The sequence below is a fragment of the Enterobacter sp. ECC-249 genome (genome assembly GCF_043965265.1).
In the GTDB taxonomy this organism is placed as follows: domain Bacteria; phylum Pseudomonadota; class Gammaproteobacteria; order Enterobacterales; family Enterobacteriaceae; genus Enterobacter; species Enterobacter quasiroggenkampii.
Genome location: NZ_CP143660.1, coordinates 1594488 through 1620297 on the forward strand (window position 1 = coordinate 1594488; position 25810 = coordinate 1620297).

Sequence of the window (25810 nt, forward strand, 5' to 3'; positions counted from 1 at the left end):
GCGGCCTCCGCTTGAAAATTTCCCCCCGTATCCCCATCTCTCACTCAACGTTTTAAAACCCCATTAAATGGCATTGTTGAGGTCGACATAGATGAAAGGACAAGAAACCCGTGGTTTCCAGTCAGAAGTAAAACAGCTTCTGCACCTGATGATCCATTCCCTGTATTCCAACAAAGAAATTTTCCTGCGTGAGCTGATTTCCAACGCCTCGGATGCGGCGGACAAGCTGCGCTTCCGCGCGCTGTCTAACCCGGATCTGTACGAAGGCGACGGCGAGCTGCGCGTGCGCGTCTCGTTCAATAAAGAGAACCGCACCCTGACCATCGCCGATAACGGCATCGGGATGAACCGCGACGAGGTGATCGACCACCTCGGCACCATCGCCAAATCCGGCACCAAAGCGTTCCTCGAGTCCATGGGCTCTGACCAGGCGAAAGACAGCCAGCTGATCGGCCAGTTCGGCGTCGGTTTCTACTCTGCGTTCATCGTGGCGGACAAAGTCACCGTGCGCACCCGTGCGGCGGGCGACAGCGCCGAGAACGGCGTGCTGTGGGAATCCAAAGGGGAAGGCGAATACACCGTTGATGACATCACCAAGGCGGATCGCGGCACCGAAATCACCCTGCACCTGCGTGAAGGGGAAGACGATTTCCTGAACGACTGGCGCGTGCGTTCCATCATCAGCAAATATTCCGATCACATCGCCCTGCCGGTAGAGATTGAAAAACAGGAAGAGAAAGACGGCGAAACCGTGGTTTCCTGGGAGAAGATCAACAAGGCGCAGGCGCTGTGGACGCGCAACAAGGCTGAAATTAAAGACGACGAATACAACGAGTTCTACAAGCACATCGCCCACGACTTTACCGACCCGCTGACCTGGAGCCACAACCGTGTGGAAGGTAAGCAGGAGTACACCAGCCTGCTGTACATCCCGGCACAGGCGCCGTGGGACATGTGGAACCGCGATCACAAGCACGGCCTGAAGCTATACGTGCAGCGCGTCTTCATCATGGACGACGCCGAGCAGTTCATGCCGAACTACCTGCGCTTTGTCCGCGGCCTGATCGATTCCAACGATCTGCCGCTCAACGTCTCCCGTGAAATTCTGCAGGACAGCGCCGTCACCCGTAACCTTCGCAACGCCCTGACCAAACGTGCGCTGCAGATGCTGGAAAAACTGGCGAAAGACGATGCGGAAAAATATCAGACCTTCTGGAAACAGTTCGGCCTGGTGCTGAAAGAAGGCCCGGCTGAAGACATGGCGAACGTTGAAACCATCGCCAAACTGCTGCGCTTCGCCTCTACGCATACCGACTCCTCCGCGCAGACCGTGTCGCTGGAAGAGTACGTCTCCCGCATGAAAGAAGGGCAGGAGAAGATCTACTACATCACCGCCGACAGCTACGCGGCGGCGAAGAGCAGCCCGCACCTGGAGCTGCTGCGTAAGAAAGGCATCGAAGTGCTGCTGCTTTCTGACCGCATCGACGAGTGGATGATGAACTACCTGACCGAGTTCGACGGTAAGGCGTTCCAGTCCGTTGCCAAAGCCGACGAATCTATCGACAAGCTGGCGGATGAAGTAGACGAAAGTGCGAAAGAAGCCGAGAAGGCGCTGGAGCCGTTCGTTGAGCGCGTGAAAACCCTGCTGGGCGACCGCGTGAAAGAGGTGCGTTTCACCCACCGTCTGACCGACACCCCGGCCATCGTCACGACCGATGCCGACGAAATGAGCACCCAGATGGCGAAGCTGTTCGCGGCGGCGGGCCAGGCGGTACCGGAAGTGAAATATATCTTTGAGCTTAATCCGGATCACCCGCTGGTGAAACGCGCGGCGGATACCCAGGACGACGCCCGCTTTGCCGAGTGGGTTGAACTCCTGCTGGATCAGTCCCTGCTGGCCGAGCGCGGCACGCTGGAAGATCCTAACCTCTTCATTAAACGTGTGAATGCGCTGCTGCTGGCGTAATTAAAAACCTGCCCCTCACCCAGCCCTCTCCCAAAAGGGAGAGGGTATAATCGTCCCCTCTCCCTTTTGGGAGAGGGTTAGGGTGAGGGGGAACCCTCGCACTATCCCAAATTATCTCCCCCCGTTAACCGTTTCAGCCTTCCTGCCTTCCTTGAGCGATGCCCGTTCTGGTGGTATTGTTTAGCGCTTTTGAAAATTGAAACGACTTTTGAGGGGATTTTCGCAATGCGTATTATTCTGCTTGGCGCTCCGGGCGCGGGTAAAGGAACTCAGGCTCAGTTCATCATGGAGAAATACGGTATTCCGCAAATCTCCACCGGTGATATGCTGCGCGCCGCTGTTAAATCTGGCTCCGAGCTGGGTAAACAGGCGAAAGACATCATGGACGCAGGCAAGCTGGTGACCGACGAGCTGGTTATTGCTCTGGTTAAAGAGCGCATTGCTCAGGAAGACTGCCGTAACGGTTTCCTGCTGGACGGCTTCCCACGCACCATTCCTCAGGCTGACGCCATGAAAGAAGCGGGCATCAACGTGGACTACGTTCTGGAGTTCGACGTACCGGACGAGCTGATCGTTGACCGCATCGTTGGCCGTCGCGTGCACGCTGCTTCTGGCCGCGTTTACCACATCAAATTCAACCCGCCTAAGGTTGAAGGCAAAGACGACGTGACCGGCGAAGAGCTGACCACCCGTAAAGACGATCAGGAAGAGACCGTGCGCAAGCGCCTGGTGGAATACCATCAGATGACCGCGCCGCTGATCGGCTACTACACCAAAGAAGCGCAGGCGGGTAACACCAAATACGCCAAAGTCGACGGCACCAAAGCCGTGGCTGACGTACGTGCAGAGCTGGAAAAAATCCTCGGCTAATTGCATTTCTCTCACCCGGGTCCTCCGGGTGAGAAATATTCTCATCTTACCTATTACAGCAATGGGTTCCGTTTAAACGCATTTCCGCTACAATTGACAACCATTCAAATGGTTAAGAGGCGTGAATGAGTCAGGCGAAAACCGGCATCCTGCTTGCCAATCTGGGCACTCCAGAAGCACCTACATCAGACGCGGTAAAACGCTACCTGCGACAATTTTTAAGCGACACGCGCGTCGTGGATTTTCCGCGACTCCTGTGGTGGCCGCTGCTGCGTGGCGTCATTCTGCCGATTCGTTCTCCGCGCGTCGCCAAACTCTATCAGTCCGTGTGGATGGAAGAGGGCTCGCCGCTGATGGTTTATAGCCGTCGCCAGGAAAAGGCGCTGGCGGCCCGCCTGCCGGATATGCCCGTCGCGCTCGGCATGAGCTATGGAAAACCGTCCCTCGAGAGCGCGGTGGAATCCCTGCTGGCGCAGGGCGTGGACCATATCGTGGTACTTGCGCTCTACCCGCAGTACTCCTGCTCGACGGTAGCCGCCGTCTGGGACGAACTGGCGCGCATTCTGGCGACCCGCCGCCGCATTCCGGGCGTGACCTTTATTCGCGACTACGCGGATAACGATCTCTACATCCAGGCGCTTGCCAACAGCGCGCGCGCGTCGTTTGAAAAGCACGGCGAGCCTGATTTGCTGCTGCTTTCCTATCACGGGATCCCGCAGCGCTTCGCCAATGAAGGGGATGATTATCCTCAGCGCTGCCGCGATACCACCCGCGAGCTGGTCTCCGCTCTTGGCCTGCCGCCGGAGAAGGTGATGATGACCTTCCAGTCGCGCTTCGGTCGCGAGCCGTGGCTGACGCCGTACACCGATGAAACCCTCAAAATGCTCGGTGAGAAGGGCGTGAAGCACATTCAGGTGATGTCGCCGGGCTTCTCGGCAGACTGTCTGGAAACGCTGGAGGAGATCGCGGTGCAAAACCGGGAATTTTTCCTGGAGGCTGGCGGCGAAAAGTACGAGTACATTCCGGCGCTTAACGACTCGCCTGAGCATATCGACATGATGGTCTCACTGGTGACGAACAGCCGCTGATCGCACTCCGGGCCGGGTTTGTGCTACCATTCCCGGCCCATATTCTTCGTACAGTTCAGACCATGAAATTTCCCGGTAAACGCAAATCCAAACACTACTTCCCCGTCGATGCCCGCGATCCGCTCCTGCAGCAAATCCAGCCAGAAAATGAAACCAGCGCGGCGTGGGTCGTCGGTATCGATCAGACGCTGGTGGACATTGAGGCGAAAGTGGATGATGCGTTTGTCGCTCGTTACGGTCTGAGCGCCGGGCACTCGCTGGTGATTGAGGATGACGTTGCCGAAGCGCTGTACCAGGAGCTGGTGCGCGAAAACCTGATTACCCATCAGTTCGCCGGCGGTACCATCGGCAATACCATGCATAACTACTCCGTGCTGGCCGACGACCGCTCGGTACTGCTCGGCGTGATGTGCAGCAACATTGAAATCGGCGGTTACGCTTACCGCTACCTGTGCAATACCTCCAGCCGTACCGATCTGAACTATCTTCAGGGCGTCGACGGCCCGATTGGCCGCTGCTTTACGCTGATCGGCGAATCCGGCGAGCGGACCTTTGCCATCAGTCCTGGGCATATGAACAAGCTGCGCGCGGAAAGCATTCCCGAAGAGGTAATTGCGGGCGCCTCGGCGCTGGTGCTGACCTCCTACCTGGTGCGATGCAAGCCGGGCGAGCCGATGCCTGAAGCGACCATGAAGGCGATTGAGTACGCGAAGAAGTACGACGTGCCGGTCGTTCTGACGCTGGGCACCAAATTCGTGATTGCCGATAACCCGGAATGGTGGCAGGCCTTCCTGAAAGAGCACGTCTCGATTCTGGCGATGAACGAAGAAGAGGCCGAAGCGCTGACCGGCGAAAGCGATCCGCTGCTGGCGTCTGACAAAGCGCTGGACTGGGTGGATCTGGTGCTCTGCACCGCTGGCCCGGTTGGGCTGTATATGGCAGGCTTCACGGAAGAAGAGAGCAAACGCAAAACTCAGCACCCGCTGCTGCCCGGTGCGATTGCCGAATTCAACCAGTACGAATTCAGCCGCGGCATGCGTTATAAAGATTGCATCAACCCGCTACGGATTTACTCTCACATCGCGCCATACATGGGCGGGCCAGAGAAGATCATGAACACCAACGGTGCGGGCGACGGCGCGCTGGCTGCATTGCTGCACGACATCACCGCTAACGCCTACCACAAAACCAACGTGCCGAACTCCAGCAAGCACAAGTTCAGCTGGCTAACCTATTCGTCGCTGGCTCAGGTGTGTAAGTACGCCAACCGCGTAAGCTATCAGGTGCTGAACCAGCATTCACCGCGCTTAACGCGTGGCCTGCCGGAACGGGAAGACAGCCTCGAAGAGGCTTATTGGGACAGGTAAAAGAAAACCCCTCACCCTAACCCTCTCCCCGTGGGAGAGGGCCAGGGTGAGGGTATCAGGCCGCACAAGGTAAAAAGCAAAACGGCAACCTATGGTTGCCGTTTTTAGTGTTTGTTCCCTCTCCCTGTGGGAGAGGGTTAGGGTGAGGGCATCAGGCCGCACCAAATTACCCCGTCACCGCCTCTTCAACCGGCGGTTTTTCCAGCAGCGTCAGCATGGTGTTGGCAATCTCACGCTCGCCCATCACCACCTTATCCGCACCGCGCTCGGTAATGTACTCCACCTCGTCGTCATAGTGCGCCCGGGCGATAATCTCAATCGTTGGGCACTTCGCGCGCGCGGAAGCCACAATCTCACCCGCCTCATAGCCGTTAGGAATGGTCAACAGCAGCCAGCGCGCGCAGTCCAGATGCGCCAAATTCATGATCTCTTCGTTCGCCGCGTTGCCCAGCACCGCGCGAATACCGCGCTCGCGCAGCTCGTCGACGCGGGTGCGTGAGGTTTCAATCACCACCAGCGGAATGCCCTGCGCCATCAGCTTCTCGCCGAGCAGGCTGCCCACGCGGCCAAAGCCGACCAGCAGGGCGTGATTGCAAATATCCACCGGGATCTGCTTCTCTTCTTCGATGGCCTCTTCGAGCGTCTGTTCTTCCAGCGTTTCGGTTTTATCGAGGTATTTTTCCAGCAGGGCAAACAGGACCGGGTTCAGCATAATCGACAGGATCGCCCCCGCGAGCACCAGGTTTTGTCCGGCCTGCGGCAGCAGGTTCAGGGCCATGCCCAGACCGGCCAGAATAAAGGCGAATTCGCCAATCTGCGCCAGGCTGGCGGCAATAGTCAGCGCCGTCCGCGGGGAGTGACCGAACATTCGCACCAGGAAGAAGGCGGCGAGCGACTTACCAAAAATAATGATCGCCAGCGTGCCCAGCACGGCCAGCGGCTGCTGGATCAGCACCAGCGGATCGAACAGCATCCCGACGGAGACGAAGAACAGCACGGCAAACGCATCGCGCAGCGGCAGCGTATCGTGCGCCGCACGGTGGCTCAGCTCGGATTCGTTCAGCACCATCCCGGCGAAGAACGCGCCCAGGGCAAAGGAGACATCAAACAGCTCAACGGCACCAAACGCGATTCCCAGCGCCAGCGCCAGCACGGAGAGGGTGAACAGCTCGCGGGAGCCGGTCGCCGCGCTGCGGGACATGATCCACGGCACCAGACGGCGGCCCACCAGCATCATGATGGCGATAAACGCCACAACCTTACCGATGGTGATGCTCATATCCAGCGCCAGCGAGGCAAAGCCGACGTTGTCTTTTTCCATCATCCCGGCGACGGCAGGCAGGAGCACCAGCGTCAGCACCATGACCAGGTCTTCAACAATCAGCCAGCCAATCGCGATCTGCCCGCGCTGGCTGTCTATCAGCTGTCTCTCCTCAAGCGCGCGCAGCAGCACCACGGTACTGGCGGTTGAGAGACACAGCCCAAATACGATACCGGTCATTAACGACCAGCCCAGCACGGCCGAAAGCGCCATCCCCAGCAGCGTCGCCACCCCTATCTGGGCGATCGCTCCCGGTATGGCGATCGACTTTACCGCCATCAGATCCTTCAGGGAAAAGTGCAGGCCGACGCCAAACATCAGAAGAATCACGCCCAATTCCGCCAGTTCAGGGGCCAGTTTGGTATCCGCAACGAAACCTGGCGTAAACGGTCCCGCCAGAACACCTGCCAGCAGATAGCCGACAAGAGGAGAAATACGCAGTTTATTGGCAATCATGCCGAGGATAAAAGCGAGCACAAGTCCACCAACAATGGTGGTGATAAGCGGTGTGGCGTGGTGCATTCCGTCTCCTTTCGTTGTGGGTGTTCCTTTTTGGTGAAAAACCAAAAAACCGAGTAATAGTTTATGACAATTTTTACCCTTATGTTTATGAATAATTGTTGAAGTTTGAATAAAACAGCAATATGCGCGTAAAAAAGCGCATTTTGATAAATTCCGCGAGAGGGGAAAGAAGAAACCCTTATGGCATAAGGGTGTCAGGCAGCCAAAGTCACACTTTGACTGCCCGTAATTCACGCTTTGTGGCGGTTATCAGGCAGGAATATGGTCAACATCCCAAGAAGTGGCAGGAAAGCGCAGATTTTATAAACCAGGAAGATGCTGGTGTGATCCGCAACCATCCCTAACACCGCTGCGCCAAGCCCGCCCATTCCGAAGGCGAAACCGAAAAACAGTCCGGAAACCATACCGATACGGCCAGGCAGCAGCTCCTGGGCATAGACCAGAATGGCGGAAAACGCTGAAGCGAGGATAAAACCAATAATCACGGTTAAAATTCCCGTCCATTCAAGGCTGGCGTACGGCAAAATGAGGGTAAAGGGCGCCACGCCGAGGATAGAGCCCCAAATGACATATTTACGCCCAATCTTATCCCCCACAGGCCCGCCAATGACCGTACCGGCCGCAACGGCGAACAGGAAGGCAAACAGGTGGATCTGCGCATTTTGTACCGATAATCCGAATTTTTGCATCAGATAAAAAGTGTAATAGCTGCTGATGCTCGCCATATAGAAGTATTTCGAGAAAATCAGCACCAGCAGGACGGCCACCGCCAGGATAACCTTATTGCGCGGCAGGGGATTGATAACCTTCGCTTTAGGTTTTCCTTTATTGACGCGATGCTGAGCGGCATACCAGCGGCTAATCTGCGCCAGCACGATAATCGCCAGCAGCGCGGCCAGCACAAACCACGCCACGTTGCCTTTACCGTACGGGGCAATAATCACCGCGGCCAGCAGCGGGCCGAGAGAGCTACCAAAGTTACCGCCAACCTGGAAAAGTGACTGCGCCAGGCCGTGACGACCGCCGGACGCCATCCGCGCCACGCGGGAGGACTCCGGATGGAAGACGGACGAGCCGGTACCCACCAGCGCGGCGGCGATCAGCACGGCTTCAAAACTCCCGGCCATGGCGAGCAGCACCAGACCGCTTAGGGTAAAGCACATGCCGATCGGCAGTGACCACGGCATCGGGTATTTATCCGTCCAGTAGCCCACCACCGGCTGCAGCAGCGAGGACGCCAGCTGGAAGGTCAGGGTGATCATCCCGATCTGCACGAAGGTTAACGAAAACTCGGACTGCAGCAGCGGATAAATGGCCAGAATCAACGACTGGATCATATCGTTGAGCAGGTGCGAGAGACTGATTGCGCCTAAGACTTTAAAGGAGGTGCGCGATGCAGGCGGCGACGCCGGCGCGCCCGGAACGGGCTGGGTTGATTCACTGATTGCCATAAATACCACGTTTTCGTTAGCAGAAGTGCAGGGAGTAATTATTATCCGACTAACATACCCGCCCGGGACATTTGAAGAAAGTCGCAATTATGAAAACTTATTTGTCTATTCTTATTAGTCACTGTAATTTCTGCCTTTGTCTATTGGTCAGGGAGAGAGAAGATGAAGTTAATGAAGCGGGGCGTCGCGCTGGCGCTCATCGCGGCGTGGGGGCTGGTAAGCCTGCCCGCGCAGGCGTATGAAAAAGACAAAACCTATAAAATTACCATTCTGCATACCAACGACCACCACGGTCATTTCTGGCGCAGTGAATACGGCGAATATGGCCTCTCGGCACAAAAAACGCTGGTGGACGGCATTCGTAAAGAGGTCGCAGCCCAGGGCGGCAGCGTGCTGTTGCTCTCAGGCGGCGATATTAATACCGGCGTGCCGGAATCCGACCTGCAGGACGCCGAACCCGACTTTCGCGGCATGAACCTGATTGGTTACGACGCGATGGCCGTCGGTAACCATGAGTTTGATAATCCGCTGACCGTGCTGCGTCAGCAGGAAAAATGGGCCAAATTCCCGTTCATCTCCGCCAATATTTACCAGAAAAGTACCGGCGAGCGCCTGTTTAAGCCGTGGGCGCTGTTTAAGCGTCAGGATCTAAAGATCGCGGTGATCGGCTTAACCACCGACGATACGGCGAAAATTGGCAACCCTGAGTTCTTCACCGATATCGAATTCCGCAAACCGGCAGACGAAGCGAAGCTGGTGATTCAGGAGTTGCAGCAAAACGAAAAGCCGGACGTGATTATCGCCACCACGCACATGGGGCACTACGACAACGGCGAGCACGGCTCTAACGCGCCCGGCGACGTGGAGATGGCGCGCAGCCTGCCTGCGGGTTCACTGGCGATGATTGTGGGTGGTCACTCACAGGATCCAGTGTGCATGGCATCCGAGAACAAAAAGCAGGGGGACTACGTCCCGGGTACGCCGTGCGCGCCGGACCGTCAAAACGGTATCTGGATTGTGCAGGCGCATGAGTGGGGCAAATACGTGGGCCGGGCGGACTTTGAGTTCCGCAACGGCGAGATGAAGCTGGTCCACTACCAACTTATTCCGGTCAACCTGAAGAAGAAAGTCACCTACCCGGACGGAAAAAGCGAGCGCGTACTCTACACGCCAGAGATCGCTGAAAACCAGCAGATGCTCTCCCTGCTGACGCCGTTCCAGAACAAAGGCAAGGCGCAGCTGGACGTGAAAATCGGCACGCTGAACGGCCGTCTGGAGGGGGACCGCAGTAAAGTTCGCTTCGTGCAGACCAATATGGGCCACCTGGTGCTGGCGGCGCAAATGGCGCGCACCGGGGCTGATTTTGGGGTGATGAGCGGCGGCGGCATTCGTGATTCCATCGAGGGTGGAAACATTACCTATAAGGACGTCCTGAAGGTGCAGCCGTTTGGTAACGTGGTGGTCTATGCCGACATGAGCGGGAAAGAGGTAATTGACTACCTGACCGCCGTGGCGCAGATGAAGCCAGATTCCGGGGCCTATCCGCAGTTTGCTAACGTCAGCTTCGTCGCGAAAGACGGCAAGCTTAACGATCTGAAGATCAAAGGTGAACCGGTTGACCCGGCTAAAACCTACCGTCTGGCGACGTTAAGCTTTAACGCTACCGGCGGCGACGGCTATCCGCATATTGATAATAAACCTGGATATGTGAACACCGGCTTTATCGACGCGGAAGTGCTGAAGCAGTTCATCGAGCAGAATTCACCGATTGACGTGAATGCGTATGAGCCGAAAGGCGAGGTGAGCTGGCAGTAGCGTTGTGCTGCCTGATGCCCTCACCCCAACCCTCTCCCACCGGGAGAGGGCGCAAATACAAAAAACGGTAACGCCTGTTACCGTTTTGCTTTTACCTCGTAGCCGCCACCGGGCAATTTCCTCAATCCCGGCGGGCAATATCCGCAAACTTCGCGTCCAGCATTTTCGCCAGATCGCCCGCGGCAAGCTCAATGTCCAGCCCGCGTTTGCCGCCGGAAATATAGATGGTCTCAAACTCCTGTGAAGGGGCATCGATCAGCGTCGGCAGGCGTTTTTTCTGCCCGAGTGGACTGATGCCGCCCACCAGGTAGCCCGTGGTGCGCTGCGCCACCATCGGATCCGCCATATCCACCTTCTTCGCCCCCAGCGCTTTGGCGACCTTCTTCAGATCCAGCTGTCCTGCCACGGGCGTCACCGCGACGGCGAGATGCTTCATATCTCCGTTCACCGCAACCAGCAGCGTTTTGTAAACCTGGTCAGCATTCAGCCCCAGCTTGCGCACCACTTCATCACCAAAGTTGGTCTCATTCGGATCGTGATCGTAAGTGTGGATCCGGAAAGAAATGTTGTTTTTTTCGAGTAATTTAACGGCGGGAGTCATAGCTATCCTTCTTACGACAGACAAATTATGCCCACAGCATACGCCTGACGTTTGTCTAAAAAATAGCACCATCTTGCGCAATAGTATTGGCAGTGATGGTCACTTTGAGCGACAATCGGCTCAACCGAAGGTCTCCTTCGGCATAATAAAAACGATGAAATTCCTCTTTGACGGGCCAATAGAAATATTGGCCATTTTTTTATTTCAGCAACGACGGCAAATTCCCTTCTCCGTACAAATGTAACGCCCCAACCGCCACCACGTAACGCCCCGCAGGTAAGGCATGCAGCGTCTGCCGCCAGGCTTTGTTACGCGCGTTCATTAGCACATCATACAGCGATTCGCTAAACGTCGACGGCAACGCCAGCCTGCCGTCCGCAGGCGGCGCATCCAGCCACCAGCCAATCATCGTTTGCAGCAGGCGTGCGTTGGTGTGCCAGTGGGTCAGCGTATCATCCAGCAGCATCAGACCGTCGTCGGGAAGCTGTCGCAGGAGCGCAATCTGGCTGTCCGTTCCTTCCAGCTCGATGATGGGCAGACTGCGCGCCCTTGCCACGTTCAGCAGCTGGTAATCAATACCGTAATCACCGCGCAGGCCCAGACGCTGCGCCTGCGTAGCCTGCAATACCATCGCGATTTGCCACAGCGGCAGGGTGTCAATCATGGAGAGCGAGACGCCGGTTTCCTCGGCGATGCGCGTCAGTTCCGCAAGCTGGGTTTCATCCAGGCGCTCCGCCAGGGTGAGATCGCTCTCAAGCCCGGCAAACGGCGACTCGTGGCCCGAAATATCCGCCTCAACGACCAGCGCATCGGCGTGTTTCAGCAGTTTAATCAGGCCGGGAGGCAGGGGAGACATATCCTGCGTGCCCATATGGATGCTGCCGACCAGGTGAAGGTGTTGCCCGCCGGGAAGCGAGATATCCAGACCGGGCCAGGCGTAACGGCGAGGGAAAAGGGCGCGAAACGATGTTTTTATACGATGAAACAGACCCATACGCGCTCCATAAACGGAAAGGTTCATGCTAGCGCGTACGGGTACAAGGTTCAATCCTTCGGTTTAAAGCGCAGCAGCCGGTTGGCGTTGCTCACCACGGTGATGGAGGAGAGCGCCATCGCCGCACCCGCGACCACCGGATTAAGCAGCGTGCCGGTCAGCGGCCACAAAATACCGGCAGCAATCGGGATGCCGAGCGAGTTGTAGATAAACGCCCCCAGCAGGTTCTGCTTCATGTTGCGCAACGTGGCTTTCGAAATGGCCAGCGCGTCGGCCACGCCCATCAGGCTGTGGCGCATCAGCGTTATGGCCGCGGTTTCGATGGCGACATCGCTGCCGCCGCCCATTGCAATCCCCACATCCGCCTGGGCCAGCGCCGGGGCATCGTTGATGCCGTCGCCGACCATCGCCACCTGACGGCCCTGACTTTGCAGTTTCTTGATGGCGTCCGCTTTACCGTCCGGCAGTACGCCCGCAATCACCTCATCAATACCGGCTTCATTCGCGATGGCGTTGGCGGTGGTCGGGTTATCCCCGGTCAGCATCACCAGACGGTAGCCCGCACGGTGCAGGCGCTGCAGGGCGTCCACGCTGTCCTGGCGAAGCGGATCGCGCACGGCCAGCAGCGCGGCGGCTTTGCCATCCACCGCCAGCAGAACCGGCGTGGCACCCTGAGACGCCTGCGCCTTCAGCTCGCTTTCCAGCGCGGTGGTATCAATACCGTTTTCATTGAGCAATGCCTGGTTGCCCAGCAGCAGGGCGTGGCCTTCTGCTTCACCGCTCACGCCAAGCCCGCGCAGGGTGCGGAAGTAGCTGACCTGCGGCAGGGCAGACTCACTCGCTTTATCGAGAATGGCGCGCGCCAGCGGATGGCTGGAGCCTTGCTCCAGCGCGGCGGCGAGACGCAGCACATCCGCTTCCGTAACGCCCACGGTGTGGACGGCAACCACCTGCGGTTTACCTTCCGTCAGCGTGCCGGTTTTATCAAACACCAGCGTGTCGAGGGTGCTGGCCCGCTGCAGCGCGTCCGCGTCCCGCACCAGCACGCCAAATTCGGCCGCGCGGCCTACGCCGGAGATAATCGACATTGGCGTCGCCAGGCCAAGGGCGCAAGGACAGGCGATGATCAGCACCGTGGTGGCGATCACCAGGGTATACACAGTCTGCGGCGCGGGGCCGAAGAAGTACCAGATCGCCGCGCTCAGCAGGGCAATGCCGACCACCACCGGCACAAAAATAGCCGAGATTCTGTCAGCAAGCTGGCCAATTTCCGGCTTGCTGCTCTGCGCCTGGCGCACCATGCGGATAATACGCGACAGCGTCGTGTGGCTGCCGACGGCGCTGGCGATGAACAGCACGCTGCCGTCCTGCACCACCGTACCGGCATGAACGGCGTCGCCGTCGGATTTCTGCTGAGGGATGGGCTCGCCGGTCAGCATCGCTTCATCCAGCCAGGCTTCGCCCTGGGTTATCTTGCCGTCAACGGGAACGCGGTCACCGGTGGTTAGACGCAGCGTCATGCCGGGCTGAACATCGGCCAGCGGAACGCTTTTTTCTCCCTCGTCCGTGACCACGCGGGCCGTCGGCGGGGTTAAATCAAGCAATCTTTCCAGCGCTTTCGATGAGCGCTGGCGGGCGCGGGCTTCCAGCATATGGCCTAAGTTAATCAGACCGATAATCATCGCGCTCGCTTCATAATACAGATGCCGCGCTTCCATCGGGAACCACTGGGGCCAGACGTTCACGCTCATCGAATAGAGCCACGCCGCGCCGGTACCGAGGGCGACCAGGGTATCCATCGTCGCGGTGCGGTTTTTCAGGCTCTTCCAGGCGCTGGTATAGAAATGACCGCCGGCAAACACCATCACCGCAAGGGTAATCAGACCAATCACCAGCCACAGCGTGCGGTTGTCGTCGGTGACCATCATGTTGTCCCCGAGCATGCCCCACACCATCACCGGAATACCCACCAGCAGGGCGACGATGGCCTGCCAGCGGAAGCGCTTCATGGTGGCGATAGCCGTTTCCTGCTGGCGCTCGCGGCGCTCGGCATCATCTTCGATGGCCTCCGCCCCGTAGCCCGCTTTCTCAACGGCCTGCACTAAATCTGCGGCGGAGGCGCTGCCCATCACCAGCGCAGTACGCTCCGCAAGATTGACCCGTGCCTGCGCGACGCCCGGTACCGCCTGCAAGGCGTTTTGTACCCGGGAGACGCAGCTGGCGCAGCTCATGCCGTTGATCAGCAGCTGTTGGCTGTCATCAATATCATCAGCTGCCGGAAGCTCAGGAGTGGCCGCTGTCAGCGCTTCCGACGGGGATGATGACTCTGCCAGCGGTTTAGCCTTTGGGTGGCTTAACTCCGCCCCGTAACCGGCCTGCTTGATGGTATCGATCAGCGCATCCGCGCTGGCGCTGCCGGTCACGGCGGCATGATCGATAGTCACGTCAGCGCTTTCCACATCAGGACGCTGTTCCAGGCTTTCTTTAACGCGTTTGACGCAGTGGCCGCAGGAGAGGCCGTCCAGCGTCAGGTCAATAGTGTGAGACATAACAAAACTCCCGTATAATATTTTGGTCAGTTGTTGACCGGAGTAACGCTTTTCACTAACTGTTATGAAGGTTAAACCTTCCATCAAGGGGAAGGTCAAGGGGGAAATGTGAATATCAGTGACGTTGCGAAAAAAACCGGCTTAACCAGCAAAGCGATTCGCTTTTATGAAGAGAAGGGGCTGGTGACGCCGCCGCTGCGCAGTGAAAATGGCTACCGCAGCTACACGCAGCTGCATCTGGATGAGCTGACGCTGCTGCGTCAGGCAAGACAGGTCGGTTTTAATCTGGAAGAGTGCGGCGAGCTGGTTAACCTGTTCAACGATCCAAAGCGTCACAGCGCCGACGTGAAAAAACGCACGCTGGAAAAGGTGGCCGAAATTGAACGACACATCGTCGAGCTACAGGCGATGCGCGAACAGCTGCTGCAGCTCGCGGAGTCCTGTCCGGGAGATGACAGCGCCGACTGCCCGATTATCGATAACCTTGCCGGCTGCTGCCACCGCAAAACCCACGCTTAGCAGGCTTTTACCCGCAGGGTAATGCCTTCCACCGCGATGACCTCAACCCGCGTGCCGGCGCTGAGGTCATCGTCGGCCACCACCGGCCACGAGCTGTCGCCCACCCGCATATGCCCGCGCCCGTTCACCAGCGCGGTGTCGAGCGTAAAACGCTTGCCGACAATCTGCTGTCCGCGCTGGTTAAGGTGGGCGTCGACCGGTTTCTGCTCCTTAACCCGTCGGTTAAGCCAGCGCCACCACAGCCACGCTGCCACCAGCGTCAGCGCGGCAAACAGCGCGCCCTGCCACGCCCAGTCCAGAGGAAGGATCCAGACCAGAAGACCGGTAATGACGGCGGCAACACCGCTCCAGAGCAGATAGCCGTTGCCGCCCAGCATCTCCGCCGCCAGCAATAAGCCGCCGAGGCTTAGCCAGAAGGCATGAGGATGTGCAACGATCAGCTCAATCATTTTTTACGCTCGTTTCCGCTGTCCTTGATCAGTTCGGCAATACCGGCGATAGAGCCCATCAGGCTGCTGGCATCCAGCGGCATCATCACCACTTTGCTGTTGTTCGCCGATCCAATTTCTTTCAGGGCATCGGTATATTTTTGCGCGACAAAGTAGTTCACGGCCTGAATATCACCGGCGGCGATCGCCTCGGACACCATCTGGGTGGCGCGGGCTTCCGCTTCGGCCGAACGTTCACGCGCTTCCGCCTGTAAAAATGCGGACTGACGATCGCCTTCCGCTTTCAGGATCTGCGACTGTTTTTCCCCTTCCGCTTTGAGGATCTCCGCCTGCCGTACCCCTTCGGCTTCCAGGATATAGGCGCGCTTGGTTCGCTCGGCCTTCATCTGGGCGTTCATGGAGGCAATCAGCTCCGCCGGCGGGCGCACGTCGCGGATCTCGATGCGGGTAACTTTGATCCCCCACGGGTTCGTTGCCTCATCGACAATGTGCAGCAGGCGGGTGTTGATGCTGTCGCGCTGGGAAAGCATTTCGTCCAGCTCCATCGAGCCGAGCACGGTACGGATGTTGGTCATCGTCAGGTTGACGATTGCCAGCTCCAGATTGCTCACCTCATAGGCCGCTTTCGGCGCGTCAATCACCTGAATAAAGCAGACGGCGTCGATAGTAACGTTGGCGTTATCCTTGGAGATCACTTCCTGAGAAGGAATGTCCAGCACCTGCTCCATCATGTTGATCTTGCGACCAATTCTGTCCATGAACGGAACAATCAGGCTTAAGCCTGGCTGGAGCGTGTTGGTGTAACGACCGAAACGCTCGACGGTCCACTGATAACCCTGAGGGACAATTTTGACGCCAGCGCCCACGATAACCAGCGCAACGAAAATAAGGACGGGAACAACGATAAGCATAAAAACCTCCTGTTTTGCATGCTGTGACGAGTGAAAGTGTGTGTTTATTGCTCGTAAGTATAGGTAAAGTCAGAGATGAATCCATCACCCGCTTCAGCAATGGCTTTCGATAATCCCTGGTAGTAATTCTCCAGCCCCAGCGCTTCGATACGCTGGATCTGTTCGCGAATGGGGGCGCAGAACAGAACGGCATTCCCCGCTTCAACGCGTTTGTTATTCGGTGGAAGGTCACCCGCGATGGCTTTAAACCAGGTTCTGATGCCCTGCTTTAAATTATGCGGCGCTTTTGCCAGGTTATCCATGCCCGTCAGGATCTGCAGAGTCGGGAACTCATCGGCCAGCACGGCGGTTTTCATGCGCGCAAAGAACTGGCTGAACAATTCAAACGATCCCAGATCGGTGACGCGGGGTTTGGTGGTTTTACCGTTTTTATTGCCGATTTTACCTGCCGCCGAGGCTGCGGCCGGAACCGCGTTGACTTTTTCCAGCTCCAGCCCGAATAGCAAATTGCAGTGCGCGCGGCGCGCTTTCAGCGGGTAGGACATCAGCACGTCAATGAACTGAGTGGCTTTCACATCCGCAAGATTGTGGTTGATAAGCCACTGGGTGCGTGAAAATTCCGCCGGAGAGACGAACCAGTCCGGCACCTCATTAAAGCGTTTTGATTTGCCTTTACCGTCAAATTCAAGGAAGTGTGTTCCGTTGTCGAAGGCGAAATAGCAATTTTTGAAGCTGCCGATCGTGGTGTTCACGATGAGCGCCTTCTTAACAAAATCCACCACCTCTGCACCCATCACAAAACGCGTAAGTTCCGACGATTTGATGACTTCCATTAATGTTTCGACATCAGGAACACCAGGCTTCAGGGAGGGAAACTCATAAAAGATATGTGCCATGTCGCATACTTCCTGCAGTGATGGTGGTGACAATTTACAAACAAAAAGTTTAACACTTGCTTTAGCGTGAGGCTATTCGCGCTGTGCGGGCGAAAGGATTATGCTACAGGCGGTTATTACACGAAGCGGTCAACGGAAGCGCTATGAATGATAAAAAAAACGTATTACTGCTCAGGGATGTCGGATTTCGAGTCGGTGGAAACACGATCCTGCAGCACGTCGGGTTTAGCCTGTCGCCGGGCGAGTTTAAATTAATCACGGGTCCCTCAGGCTGTGGTAAAAGCACGCTGCTGAAGATTGTGGCTTCACTTCTCAGCCCGACGGAGGGAGCCATTCTGTTTGAAGGTGAGGATATCGCGTCGCTTTCCCCGGAAAGCTATCGCCAGCAGGTTTCGTACTGCGTACAAACGCCCGTGCTTTTTGGCGATACGGTCTATGACAACCTGATTTTCCCGTGGCAAATCCGCAATAAGACGCCGGAGCCGGAAAAGTTTATCCACGATCTGGCCCGCTTTGGCCTGGCGCAGGAGACGCTGACTAAATCCATCAACGCGCTGTCGGGCGGCGAAAAGCAGCGCGTCTCGCTGATCCGCAACCTGCAGTTTTTACCCAAGGTATTGTTGCTGGACGAAATCACCAGCGCGCTCGATGACGTCAACAAGCGCAACGTCAACGAGATTATTCATCGCTACGCTCGTGAGCAAAATATTGCCGTGCTGTGGGTGACGCACGACGCTAACGAAATAACCCATGCGGATGACGTTATTACGCTCCAGCCGCACGGCGGGAAAATGCAGGAGGCAAACCGTGGGTGAACACAACATTACCAACGAATCGCTGGCCTTTTCGATGGTGCTGGTGCTGATTGCGATTGTGGTCAGCTACCGCGAAAAGCTGGGGCTGGAAAAAGATATCGTATGGAGTATCTGCCGCGCGGTGATTCAGCTCATCATCGTCGGCTATGTGCTGAAGTATATCTTCAACGTTAACCACGCGGTGCTGACGCTGCTGATGGTGCTCTTTATCTGCTTTAACGCGGCGTGGAATGCGCAGAAACGCAGTAAATACATTGATAAGGCGTTTGTTTCATCGTTTATCGCGATTACCACCGGAACGGCGCTCACGCTGGCGGTGCTGGTGCTCTCCGGCTCCATTGAGTTTACGCCGATGCAGGTTATCCCTATCTCTGGGATGATTGCGGGGAACGCGATGGTGGCCGTTGGGCTCTGTTACAACAACCTTGGGCAGCGATTCAGCAGCGAACAGCAGCAGTTGCAGGAGAAACTAAGCCTGGGGGCGACGCCAAAAGTGGCCTCGGCGCGGCTGATACGTGAGAGCATTCGCTCATCGCTGATCCCAACGGTAGATTCCGCCAAAACGGTGGGGCTGGTGAGCCTGCCGGGCATGATGTCGGGGCTGATTTTTGCCGGTATCGATCCGGTAAAAGCGATTAAGTATCAGATCATGGTGACGTTTATGCTGCTTTCCACGGCAAGCCTGTCGACCATCATTGCCTGCTACCTGACCTATCGGAAGTTCTACAACGCGCGCCACCAGCTGGTGGTGACGCAGTTGAAAAAGGTGCGGTGATTGTGCCGGGCGGCATTGCGTTTGCCCGGCCTACGATTCGTGCTTTTGTAGGCCCGGTAAGTCGAAGCCGCCACCGGGCTTTTTTATCAATACAACAGCGCGTACAGCTGACGACGATACTTCGACGCCAGCGCGTCGCCGGTGCCCAGCGCGGCCAGGATCTCCTGGAACATCTTGCGCGCCTGACCGTCTGCAGCGGCTAAATCTTTTTGCAGATGGCTGAAGAGAAGCTCAAGCGCCTCTTCGTTACGCCCCACCTGATGCAGCTGCAGCGCCAGCTGGCTTGCCAGCGCGGCATCCGCCGGATTGTCGGCAACCTGCTGCTGCAGCTGCTGAATTTCCGGGGTATCCGCCGCCTGCTTCAGCAGCTCAATTTGTGCAACCAGCCCCTGATAGCGGGTGTCCTGATCCTGTAGCGGAACCGTCTTGAGTACGGCTTCCGCGTCTTCTGAGCGGTGCAGGGCGATCTGCGTCTCCGCCAGCAGCAGGCCAATCTGGCTGTTCTGATTCGACAGCTGCCATGCGTCTTTGAGCAGCGGCAGCGCCTCGTCGTATTTGCCTTCCTGCATCAGCGCCATGCCTTCCTGCGCTTTCAGCTCTTCTTCGCGCGGCAGCACCTTATCCAGCAGGGCGCGGATAGCCTCTTCCGGCTGTGGCCCCTGGAAGCCATCAACAGGCTGGCCGTTCTGGAACAGATAGACGGTAGGAATGGCGCGCAGACCAAACTGAGACGCGACCATCGGTTCGGCGTCACAGTCCAGCTTCGCGAGAATGAACTGACCGTTGTACTGGGCGGCAAGGCTTTCCAGCACCGGCGTCAGCTGCAGACAGTGTTGGCTACGTTCAGACCAGAAGTAGAACAGGACCGGTTTGGTCATCGACTGTTCAAGGGTCTGTTGCAGGTTAGCTTCTGTGATATTGACGATATTCTGTACGGACATGCGGCTTTCTCTTTTGTCGGTTTGTTCTTTACATGGGGATGCGCGTCGGCGCTTCAACTCAACCGTGTAAAATTTTGTCCATTATCCGGCCCGGCAGCAGGCGTTTTAACCAGCCGACGGCATGGGTGACCAGCGTCACCGGATAGCGCATTTTGGGATGTTCACTCTCAAAAGCATGGCGCACTTTGGCCACAACCGCCTCTGGCCCAAGGGTAAAACGTGCGGCGATGCCGGGGTTTTCGACCGGTTTATCCGCCTGCGTCTGGTTAACGTTTTCGGTAAAACGGGTGCGGATCGGGCCGGGTTCAATCAGGCTGACCTTAATGCCGCTGTGGCGTAACTCCATGCGCAGGGCGTCGGACCAGGCCTCCAGCGCATATTTGCTGGCGGCGTAGGCGCCGCGGCCCGGGGTGGAAATCAGTCCCATCACCGACGACGTCATCACGATGCGCCCTTCGCCGTGCGGCAGCATCGCGGGGAGCAGACGCATGGTGAGCTGATGCACGCCGAAGAAGTTGGTCGAAAACTGCTTCTCCAGCGTTTCGCGGGAGAGGGTATCCAGCGGGCCATACACGCCGTAGCCGGCATTATTAAACAGGCCGTACAGACGATTACCGGTCAGTGCGATCACCTCATCCGCGGCGCGCTCAACGCTCTCCGGTGAGTCCATATCCAGCAGCACGCCGGTAAAGCCCAGCCCGTTCATGCGTTCGACATCGTCGGGTTTGCGGCAGGCCGCCAGAACCCGAAACCCCTGGCGCTTTAATTCGAGCGCGCTTTCCAGGCCGATTCCGCTGGAACATCCTGTAATTAAGACCGATTTTTGCATAACTTTACCTGTCAGGATCTCCGCTTAATCAGGAGTCATGTTTAACTAAAGGAGCCAGCCGCGTTGCCATCCAGTCGGCAATAAACGGCTGCGCATCGCGATTGGGGTGGATCCCGTCGTCTTGCATCCACTGGGGTTTGAGATAGACCTCTTCCATGAAAAATGGCAGCAGCGGAATATCAAACTCTTTGGCAAGCCTGGGGTAGATCGCGCTAAAGGCCTCATTATACCGACGACCGTAGTTGGCGGGCAGGCGAATTTGCATCAGCAGCGGCTGGGCGTTTGCCGCCTTGATGTCCTGCAAAATGGTGCGCAGCGTTTGCTCGGTTTGCTGAGGCTGGAAACCGCGCAGGCCATCATTACCGCCAAGCTCCACCAGCACCCAGCGCGGCTGATGCTGTTTGAGCAGCGCAGGCAGGCGCGACAGACCCTGCTGCGAGGTGTCGCCGCTGATGCTGGCGTTGATTACAGACGTTTTGCTCTGCCATTTGTCATTGAGCAGAGCGGGCCAGGCCGCGCTGGCCGCCATGCGATAGCCTGCGCTCAGGCTGTCGCCGAGAACCAGTAACGTGTCCGCTGCCGCCGCGCGGAAAGTCATCAGAATCAAAAACAGGAAGGGCAAATGCCAGCGGAAAACAGTGTTGAAGTTCATCATCTTAAGAAGTCCGTCGGTCAGGGGGAACACGAGCTTTCCATCCTTACCGGAGTTGAACTCGTTGTCAAACGCGCTGAAACCATTGCGCTGATTGGCGAATCCGGTTCCGGTAAGTCCACGCTGCTGGCGATTTTAGCCGGTCTGGACGACGGCAGCAGCGGTGAGGTGCACCTTGTCGGGCAGCCGCTGCATCAGCTTGATGAAGAGGCGCGGGCCGCGCTGCGCGCGCGTCACGTTGGATTTGTCTTTCAGTCATTTATGCTGATCCCAACCCTGAACGCGCTGGAAAACGTCGAGCTCCCGGCGCTGCTGCGCGGTGAAAACAGCCGTGAAAGCCGCGCTCACGCGAAGGCGCTGCTGGAACAGCTCGGTCTGGGGAAACGTCTCGACCATCTTCCCGCCCAGCTTTCCGGCGGTGAGCAGCAGCGCGTGGCGCTGGCTCGCGCGTTTAACGGCCGCCCTGAGGTGCTGTTTGCCGATGAACCTACCGGCAACCTTGACCGTAAAACCGGAGACCGGATTGCCGACCTGCTGTTTTCGCTCAACCGCGAGCACGGCACTACGCTTATCCTCGTGACCCACGATCCGCAGCTCGCCGCGCGCTGCGACCGTCGCCTGCGGCTGGTGAACGGCGTTCTGCAGGAGGAAGCATGATTACCCGCTGGTTCTGGCGCGAGTGGCGCTCCCCCTCGCTGCTGATTGTCTGGCTGGCGCTAAGCCTGGCGGTGGCCTGCGTGCTGGCGCTCGGCAGCGTCAGTGACCGCATGGAAAAAGGGCTCAGCCAGCAGAGCCGGGAGTTTATGGCGGGGGACAGGGCGCTGGAAAGTTCCCGCCCCGTGCCGCCGGGCTGGATTGAAGCAGCGCGCAAAGAAGGGCTGAAGGTGGGGGAACAAATCACCTTCCAGACCATGACCTTCGCGGGCGACACGCCGCAGCTGGCGAGCGTCAAGGCCGTCGATGATATCTACCCGATGTACGGTGACTTACAGACCCTTCCGCCGGGATTAAAGCCCACGCCCGGTACGGTGCTGCTGGCATCGCGTCTGATGGCGTTGCTGAACCTGAAACCCGGCGACAGTATCGACGTCGGTGACGCTACCCTCAGGATTACCGGGGAAGTGGTGCAGGAGCCCGACGGCGGATTTAACCCGTTCCAGCTTGCGCCGCGCCTGCTGATGAACACCGCGGATGTCGCGGCAACCCATGCCGTGCAGCCGGGCAGCCGCGTCACCTGGCGCTATAAGTTTGGCGGCACGCCCGCCCAGCTTGCCGCATATGAAAAATGGCTTCTGCCGCAGCTCAAACCGGAACACCGCTGGTTCGGGCTGGAGCAGGACGAGGGGGCGCTCGGTAAATCTCTCGAGCGCTCTCAGCAGTTCCTGCTGCTCTCGGCCCTGTTGACCCTGCTGCTGGCGGTGGCGGCGGTGGCCGTGGCGATGGGGCACTACTGCCGCAGCCGCTACGACCTGGTGGCGATCCTCAAAACCCTGGGGGCGGGCAGGGCGCAGCTGCGCAAGCTGATCGTCGGCCAGTGGCTGATGCTGCTGGTTCTGTCGGCGCTGACCGGCGGAATAATAGGGCTGCTGTTTGAAAAACTGCTGATGGTGATGCTGAAACCGGTGCTCCCGGCAGCATTGCCGCCGGCCAGCCTCTGGCCGTGGCTATGGGCAATCGGCGCAATGACGGTGATTTCGCTGCTGGTGGGGCTCCGACCCTATCGCCTGCTGCTCGCCACGCAGCCGCTGCGCGTGCTTCGTAACGATGTGGTGGCGAACGTCTGGCCGCTGAAGTTCTACCTTCCGGTGATTATTGCGGTGGCGGTGGGGCTGCTGGCGTGGTTGATGGGGGGCAGTACGCTGCTGTGGGCGGTGCTGGCCGGGGCGGTTGTGCTGGCGCTGCTGTGCGGCGTGCTGGGCTGGATCCTACTCAACCTCCTGAAAAGGGTGACGGTAAAATCCCTGCCCGTGCGCCTGGCGGTCAACCGTCTGCTGCACCAGCCCTGGGCTACGCTCAGCCAGCTGTCGGCGTTTTCGCTGTCGTTTATGCTGCTGGCGCTGCTGCTGGTGCTGCGCGGCGATCTGCTCGATCGCTGGCAGCAGCAGCTTCCGCCGGAAAGCCCGAACTATTTCCTGATCAATATCGCCCCTGAGCAGGTTACGCCGCTGAAGGGCTTCCTGGCGGAGCATCACATCATCCTCGAGTCGTTCTATCCCATCGTTCGCGCGCGTCTGACGCAGATCAACGGGCAGCCAACGGAGGGGAACAAGGACGAGTCGCTGAACCGCGAGCTGAACCTCACCTGGCAGGAGAAACGGCCTGACCACAACCCGATAACCGCCGGCACCTGGCCGCCGAAAGCGGGAGAGGTGTCGATGGAGGAGGGGCTGGCGACGCGCCTGAAGGTGAAGCTGGGAGACAGCGTCACCTTCACAGGCGATACCCAGGATTTTACCGCGAAAGTCACCAGCCTGCGTAAAGTGGACTGGGAAAGCCTGCGGCCCAACTTCTTCTTTATCTTCCCGCCGGGGGCGCTGGACGGGCAACCGCAGAGCTGGCTGACCAGCTTCCGCTGGGAAAACAGCAACGGCATGCTGACCCAGCTAAACCGCGAGTTTCCGACGGTCAGCCTGCTGGATATCGGCGCGATCCTCAAACAGGTAGGGCAGGTGCTGGAGCAGGTGAGCCGCGCGCTGGAGGTCATGGTGGTGCTGGTGACGATCTGCGGCGTGCTGTTGCTGCTGGCTCAGGTACAGGTGGGCATGCGCCAGCGCCATCAGGAACTGGTGGTTTACCGCACGCTGGGGGCCGGCAAGAGGCTGCTGCGAATGACGCTCTGGAGCGAGTTTGCGCTGCTGGGGCTGGTGGCCGGTCTGGTAGCGGCCATTGGCGCAGAGACGGCGCTGGCGGTGCTGCAGACAAAGGTCTTCGACTTCCCGTGGGAGCCTGACTGGCGTCTTTGGTTAACCCTGCCTCTGTGCGGCGCTGCGCTGCTTTCTCTCTGCGGAGGCTGGCTCGGCACGCGGCTGTTAAAGGGTAAAGCCCTGTTCCGTCAGTTCGCGAGTTGATTTAGCACGGTGATAGTTGCGCACCGGTTTTTGTGCCGGTGCGCAGTGTTTAAATAGCACAAAGTGATAATACCCACTCATTTAGTAGCACAAAACATTAAAAACCCGACCACACGGCCCGATTATTTCCAGTTAATATTCACCCGCTAAATACTTAGCAGCGTGTCTATTAAGGAAAAATAATGACTATAAAAAAATCAGCGCTGGCGGCAACGATCGGCGCGGCAGTGGCATTAACGACCTTCGCTTCTCAGGCGGAAATCACCGTTCTTAAGCAGGATCCTCAGGCGGGTAACCCGCTGAGCCGCCTGAACTTCACCGTTGGTGGCAGTATCCGTCCTCAGTTCCAGAACATGACCGGCGACGACGGTAAAAACAGCTACAAGCGTAACGGCTTTGACGGCGGCACCCGTTTCCGTTTCGCAGCAGATTACTACCTGTTTGATGACATCAGCTGGATCAGCTACTACGAGCTGGGTGTGAACATTCCAGCGCAGTTCAACTGGGATCACCACTACGCCGACGGCGCACACGACACCACGCGTCGTATGCTCTACACCGGTCTGAAGAGCGACACCTGGGGTACGCTGACCTTTGGTCAACAGAACAGCGTTTACTATGATGTGGTTGGCGCGAAAACCGATATCTGGGACTACGACATGATTGGTCAGGCACCAGGTAACGGTATCAACGGCGACTACGACGGCTCTTACCGTTCACGCCAGATGCTGAAATATAAGAAAACCGTGGGCGATGCTGACATCTATGCATCCTACCTGTTTGAAGACAGCGAATACCTGCCGGGCAACGGCCTGCGCTACAAGCGTAAAGGCGGCGGCTCGCTGGGTCTGGATTATCACCTGACCACCGATCTGACCTGGGGCGCCGCGTGGAACTATACCCGTGCCGACATGCGTAACCCGGACAACGGCGACAGCAAAACCTACGACCAGAACATCCTCGGTACCGCGCTGAGCTGGACCCCGGACAACTGGACCTTCTCCGCAGGCGGCGGCTGGTATCAGAACTTCCTGACCACCAAAAAAGTGTCTGTTAACGACTACTTTGCGGGCGACGCGTGGGGTATTGAGTACTTCGCAGGTTACAAATTCCCAATCGGTCAGTACGCGGTTAAATCCATCCAGCCTTACTTCATGGGTGACCGTATTCAGTACGTGAACGGTCGTAACTACCAGCGCATCGACAACGGCGTGGGTATCAGCTTCCAGCTGGATTACGGTTTCCGCGTGGATTACGAACACGTGTTCACCTCCAGCACCGACAACCTGGGCGACATGAACCTGGTGCGTCTGCGTTACGACTTCTAACCCTCACCCTAACCCTCTCCCTGAAAGGGAGAGGGAACAGACGGATAGAACATGTAGGCCGGGTAAGGCGTAGCCGCCACCCG

22 protein-coding genes are annotated in these 25810 nt (G+C 57.8%); 11 read left to right on the forward strand and 11 right to left on the reverse strand.

Annotated elements, in window-relative coordinates; all coding sequences use genetic code 11:
* The first annotated feature begins 91 nt into the window (after positions 1-91).
* From htpG to V1587_RS07640, 4 genes are all read left to right on the forward strand, one after another.
* A complete protein-coding gene (htpG, locus tag V1587_RS07625; protein ID WP_371898783.1) occupies positions 92-1966 on the forward strand; it encodes a molecular chaperone HtpG in 1875 nt (624 codons plus the stop codon).
* A gap of 225 nt (positions 1967-2191) precedes the next feature.
* Complete coding sequence (gene adk / locus V1587_RS07630; protein ID WP_006809841.1) at positions 2192-2836, forward strand: adenylate kinase; 645 nt, start codon at positions 2192-2194, stop codon at positions 2834-2836.
* Between the two features lie 125 nt (positions 2837-2961).
* Positions 2962-3924 carry a ferrochelatase gene (gene hemH, locus V1587_RS07635; protein ID WP_032661468.1) on the forward strand — a complete coding sequence of 321 codons (963 nt, stop codon included), beginning with the start codon at positions 2962-2964 and terminating at the stop codon, positions 3922-3924.
* Positions 3925-3986: 62 nt separating this feature from the next.
* Positions 3987-5291 carry an inosine/guanosine kinase gene (locus tag V1587_RS07640; protein ID WP_045909745.1) on the forward strand — a complete coding sequence of 435 codons (1305 nt, stop codon included), beginning with the start codon at positions 3987-3989 and terminating at the stop codon, positions 5289-5291.
* 166 nt (positions 5292-5457) lie between these two features.
* Here V1587_RS07640 and ybaL read toward each other — a convergent pair whose 3' ends face one another.
* Together ybaL and V1587_RS07650 are read right to left on the reverse strand one after the other, a co-directional pair.
* Positions 5458-7134 carry a YbaL family putative K(+) efflux transporter gene (gene ybaL, locus V1587_RS07645; RefSeq protein ID WP_045909744.1) on the reverse strand — a complete coding sequence of 559 codons (1677 nt, stop codon included), beginning with the start codon at positions 7132-7134 and terminating at the stop codon, positions 5458-5460.
* A gap of 230 nt (positions 7135-7364) precedes the next feature.
* Entirely contained in the window at positions 7365-8585 is a 1221-nt protein-coding gene (locus V1587_RS07650; protein ID WP_196352047.1) for an MFS transporter, read from the reverse strand.
* 162 nt (positions 8586-8747) lie between these two features.
* On the opposite strand from V1587_RS07650, the gene ushA reads away from it, so the two are divergent.
* The gene (gene ushA / locus V1587_RS07655; RefSeq protein WP_371898784.1) at positions 8748-10400 is read left to right on the forward strand and encodes a bifunctional UDP-sugar hydrolase/5'-nucleotidase UshA; all 1653 of its coding nucleotides are present in this window, start codon (positions 8748-8750) and stop codon (positions 10398-10400) included.
* A 121-nt stretch (positions 10401-10521) separates the two neighbouring features.
* On the opposite strand, the gene ybaK is transcribed toward ushA, so the two are convergent.
* The 3 genes from ybaK to copA all read right to left on the reverse strand — a co-directional run bounded on the left by ybaK (position 10522) and on the right by copA (position 14544).
* Positions 10522-11001, reverse strand: a complete 480-nt coding sequence (ybaK, locus tag V1587_RS07660; RefSeq protein WP_021241623.1) for a Cys-tRNA(Pro)/Cys-tRNA(Cys) deacylase YbaK — start codon at positions 10999-11001, stop codon at positions 10522-10524.
* A 199-nt stretch (positions 11002-11200) separates the two neighbouring features.
* Positions 11201-11995 carry a TraB/GumN family protein gene (locus V1587_RS07665; protein WP_371898785.1) on the reverse strand — a complete coding sequence of 265 codons (795 nt, stop codon included), beginning with the start codon at positions 11993-11995 and terminating at the stop codon, positions 11201-11203.
* A 50-nt stretch (positions 11996-12045) separates the two neighbouring features.
* Entirely contained in the window at positions 12046-14544 is a 2499-nt protein-coding gene (gene copA, locus V1587_RS07670) for a copper-exporting P-type ATPase CopA (protein WP_371898786.1), read from the reverse strand.
* 108 nt (positions 14545-14652) lie between these two features.
* On the opposite strand from copA, the gene cueR reads away from it, so the two are divergent.
* Positions 14653-15063, forward strand: coding sequence for a Cu(I)-responsive transcriptional regulator (gene cueR / locus V1587_RS07675; RefSeq protein WP_126543994.1), 411 nt, complete (start codon positions 14653-14655; stop codon positions 15061-15063).
* Here cueR and V1587_RS07680 read toward each other — a convergent pair.
* Genes V1587_RS07680 through V1587_RS07690 form a run of 3 tightly spaced genes read right to left on the reverse strand, consistent with a single transcriptional unit; the run spans position 15060 to position 17319 of the window.
* On the reverse strand, positions 15060-15512 hold the full coding sequence (locus V1587_RS07680) for an NfeD family protein (protein ID WP_032656590.1): 453 nt from the start codon (positions 15510-15512) through the stop codon (positions 15060-15062). The genes cueR and V1587_RS07680 overlap by 4 nt on opposite strands.
* Positions 15509-16423: an SPFH domain-containing protein gene (locus tag V1587_RS07685; protein WP_008499312.1), complete on the reverse strand. Its 915-nt coding sequence runs from the start codon at positions 16421-16423 to the stop codon at positions 15509-15511. Before V1587_RS07685 ends, V1587_RS07680 begins: the two co-directional genes overlap by 4 nt.
* Before the next feature lie 44 nt (positions 16424-16467).
* Positions 16468-17319, reverse strand: coding sequence for a hypothetical protein (locus tag V1587_RS07690; RefSeq protein ID WP_371898787.1), 852 nt, complete (start codon positions 17317-17319; stop codon positions 16468-16470).
* A 143-nt stretch (positions 17320-17462) separates the two neighbouring features.
* On the opposite strand from V1587_RS07690, the gene fetA reads away from it, so the two are divergent.
* Entirely contained in the window at positions 17463-18134 is a 672-nt protein-coding gene (gene fetA, locus V1587_RS07695; RefSeq protein ID WP_371898788.1) for an iron efflux ABC transporter ATP-binding subunit FetA, read from the forward strand.
* A complete protein-coding gene (gene fetB / locus V1587_RS07700) occupies positions 18127-18909 on the forward strand; it encodes an iron efflux ABC transporter permease subunit FetB (protein WP_023617520.1) in 783 nt (260 codons plus the stop codon). The genes fetA and fetB overlap by 8 nt, the downstream gene beginning before the upstream one ends.
* Before the next feature lie 86 nt (positions 18910-18995).
* On the opposite strand, the gene V1587_RS07705 is transcribed toward fetB, so the two are convergent.
* Genes V1587_RS07705 through tesA form a run of 3 tightly spaced genes read right to left on the reverse strand, consistent with a single transcriptional unit; the run spans position 18996 to position 21331 of the window.
* Entirely contained in the window at positions 18996-19850 is an 855-nt protein-coding gene (locus V1587_RS07705) for a co-chaperone YbbN (protein WP_024906867.1), read from the reverse strand.
* A gap of 58 nt (positions 19851-19908) precedes the next feature.
* Positions 19909-20679 (reverse strand): SDR family oxidoreductase, encoded by a 771-nt coding sequence (locus V1587_RS07710; RefSeq protein WP_023617270.1) that lies wholly within the window; start codon positions 20677-20679, stop codon positions 19909-19911.
* 28 nt (positions 20680-20707) lie between these two features.
* Positions 20708-21331: a multifunctional acyl-CoA thioesterase I/protease I/lysophospholipase L1 gene (gene tesA / locus V1587_RS07715; protein WP_371898847.1), complete on the reverse strand. Its 624-nt coding sequence runs from the start codon at positions 21329-21331 to the stop codon at positions 20708-20710.
* Between tesA and ybbA the strand changes: the two genes are divergently transcribed.
* The 3 genes from ybbA to V1587_RS07730 all read left to right on the forward strand — a co-directional run bounded on the left by ybbA (position 21302) and on the right by V1587_RS07730 (position 25727).
* Positions 21302-21988 (forward strand): putative ABC transporter ATP-binding protein YbbA, encoded by a 687-nt coding sequence (ybbA, locus tag V1587_RS07720; protein WP_008499319.1) that lies wholly within the window; start codon positions 21302-21304, stop codon positions 21986-21988. The two genes, tesA and ybbA, sit on opposite strands and share 30 nt — an antisense overlap.
* A complete protein-coding gene (ybbP, locus tag V1587_RS07725; RefSeq protein ID WP_371898789.1) occupies positions 21985-24399 on the forward strand; it encodes a putative ABC transporter permease subunit YbbP in 2415 nt (804 codons plus the stop codon). The genes ybbA and ybbP overlap by 4 nt, the downstream gene beginning before the upstream one ends.
* 182 nt (positions 24400-24581) lie before the next feature.
* Positions 24582-25727, forward strand: coding sequence for a porin (locus V1587_RS07730; protein ID WP_023334757.1), 1146 nt, complete (start codon positions 24582-24584; stop codon positions 25725-25727).
* The last annotated feature ends 83 nt before the right edge of the window (positions 25728-25810 follow it).

Excerpts from the sequence above, each read along its gene's own strand:
- ybbP (WP_371898789.1), top strand. The coding sequence starts at position 21,985 with ATGATTACCCGCTGGTTCTGGCGCGAGTGGCGCTCCCCCTCGCTGCTG.
- V1587_RS07685 (WP_008499312.1), bottom strand. The coding sequence starts at position 16,423 with ATGCTTATCGTTGTTCCCGTCCTTATTTTCGTTGCGCTGGTTATCGTG.
- V1587_RS07690 (WP_371898787.1), bottom strand. The coding sequence starts at position 17,319 with ATGGCACATATCTTTTATGAGTTTCCCTCCCTGAAGCCTGGTGTTCCT.
- htpG (WP_371898783.1), top strand. The coding sequence starts at position 92 with ATGAAAGGACAAGAAACCCGTGGTTTCCAGTCAGAAGTAAAACAGCTT.
- V1587_RS07710 (WP_023617270.1), bottom strand. The coding sequence starts at position 20,679 with ATGCAAAAATCGGTCTTAATTACAGGATGTTCCAGCGGAATCGGCCTG.
- V1587_RS07730 (WP_023334757.1), top strand. The coding sequence starts at position 24,582 with ATGACTATAAAAAAATCAGCGCTGGCGGCAACGATCGGCGCGGCAGTG.
- ybaK (WP_021241623.1), bottom strand. The coding sequence starts at position 11,001 with ATGACTCCCGCCGTTAAATTACTCGAAAAAAACAACATTTCTTTCCGG.
- ushA (WP_371898784.1), top strand. The coding sequence starts at position 8,748 with ATGAAGTTAATGAAGCGGGGCGTCGCGCTGGCGCTCATCGCGGCGTGG.
- ybaL (WP_045909744.1), bottom strand. The coding sequence starts at position 7,134 with ATGCACCACGCCACACCGCTTATCACCACCATTGTTGGTGGACTTGTG.
- V1587_RS07680 (WP_032656590.1), bottom strand. The coding sequence starts at position 15,512 with ATGATTGAGCTGATCGTTGCACATCCTCATGCCTTCTGGCTAAGCCTC.
- adk (WP_006809841.1), top strand. The coding sequence starts at position 2,192 with ATGCGTATTATTCTGCTTGGCGCTCCGGGCGCGGGTAAAGGAACTCAG.
- copA (WP_371898786.1), bottom strand. The coding sequence starts at position 14,544 with ATGTCTCACACTATTGACCTGACGCTGGACGGCCTCTCCTGCGGCCAC.
- hemH (WP_032661468.1), top strand. The coding sequence starts at position 2,962 with ATGAGTCAGGCGAAAACCGGCATCCTGCTTGCCAATCTGGGCACTCCA.
- V1587_RS07650 (WP_196352047.1), bottom strand. The coding sequence starts at position 8,585 with ATGGCAATCAGTGAATCAACCCAGCCCGTTCCGGGCGCGCCGGCGTCG.
- V1587_RS07665 (WP_371898785.1), bottom strand. The coding sequence starts at position 11,995 with ATGGGTCTGTTTCATCGTATAAAAACATCGTTTCGCGCCCTTTTCCCT.
- V1587_RS07640 (WP_045909745.1), top strand. The coding sequence starts at position 3,987 with ATGAAATTTCCCGGTAAACGCAAATCCAAACACTACTTCCCCGTCGAT.
- ybbA (WP_008499319.1), top strand. The coding sequence starts at position 21,302 with ATGCCAGCGGAAAACAGTGTTGAAGTTCATCATCTTAAGAAGTCCGTC.
- tesA (WP_371898847.1), bottom strand. The coding sequence starts at position 21,331 with ATGAACTTCAACACTGTTTTCCGCTGGCATTTGCCCTTCCTGTTTTTG.
- V1587_RS07705 (WP_024906867.1), bottom strand. The coding sequence starts at position 19,850 with ATGTCCGTACAGAATATCGTCAATATCACAGAAGCTAACCTGCAACAG.
- fetA (WP_371898788.1), top strand. The coding sequence starts at position 17,463 with ATGAATGATAAAAAAAACGTATTACTGCTCAGGGATGTCGGATTTCGA.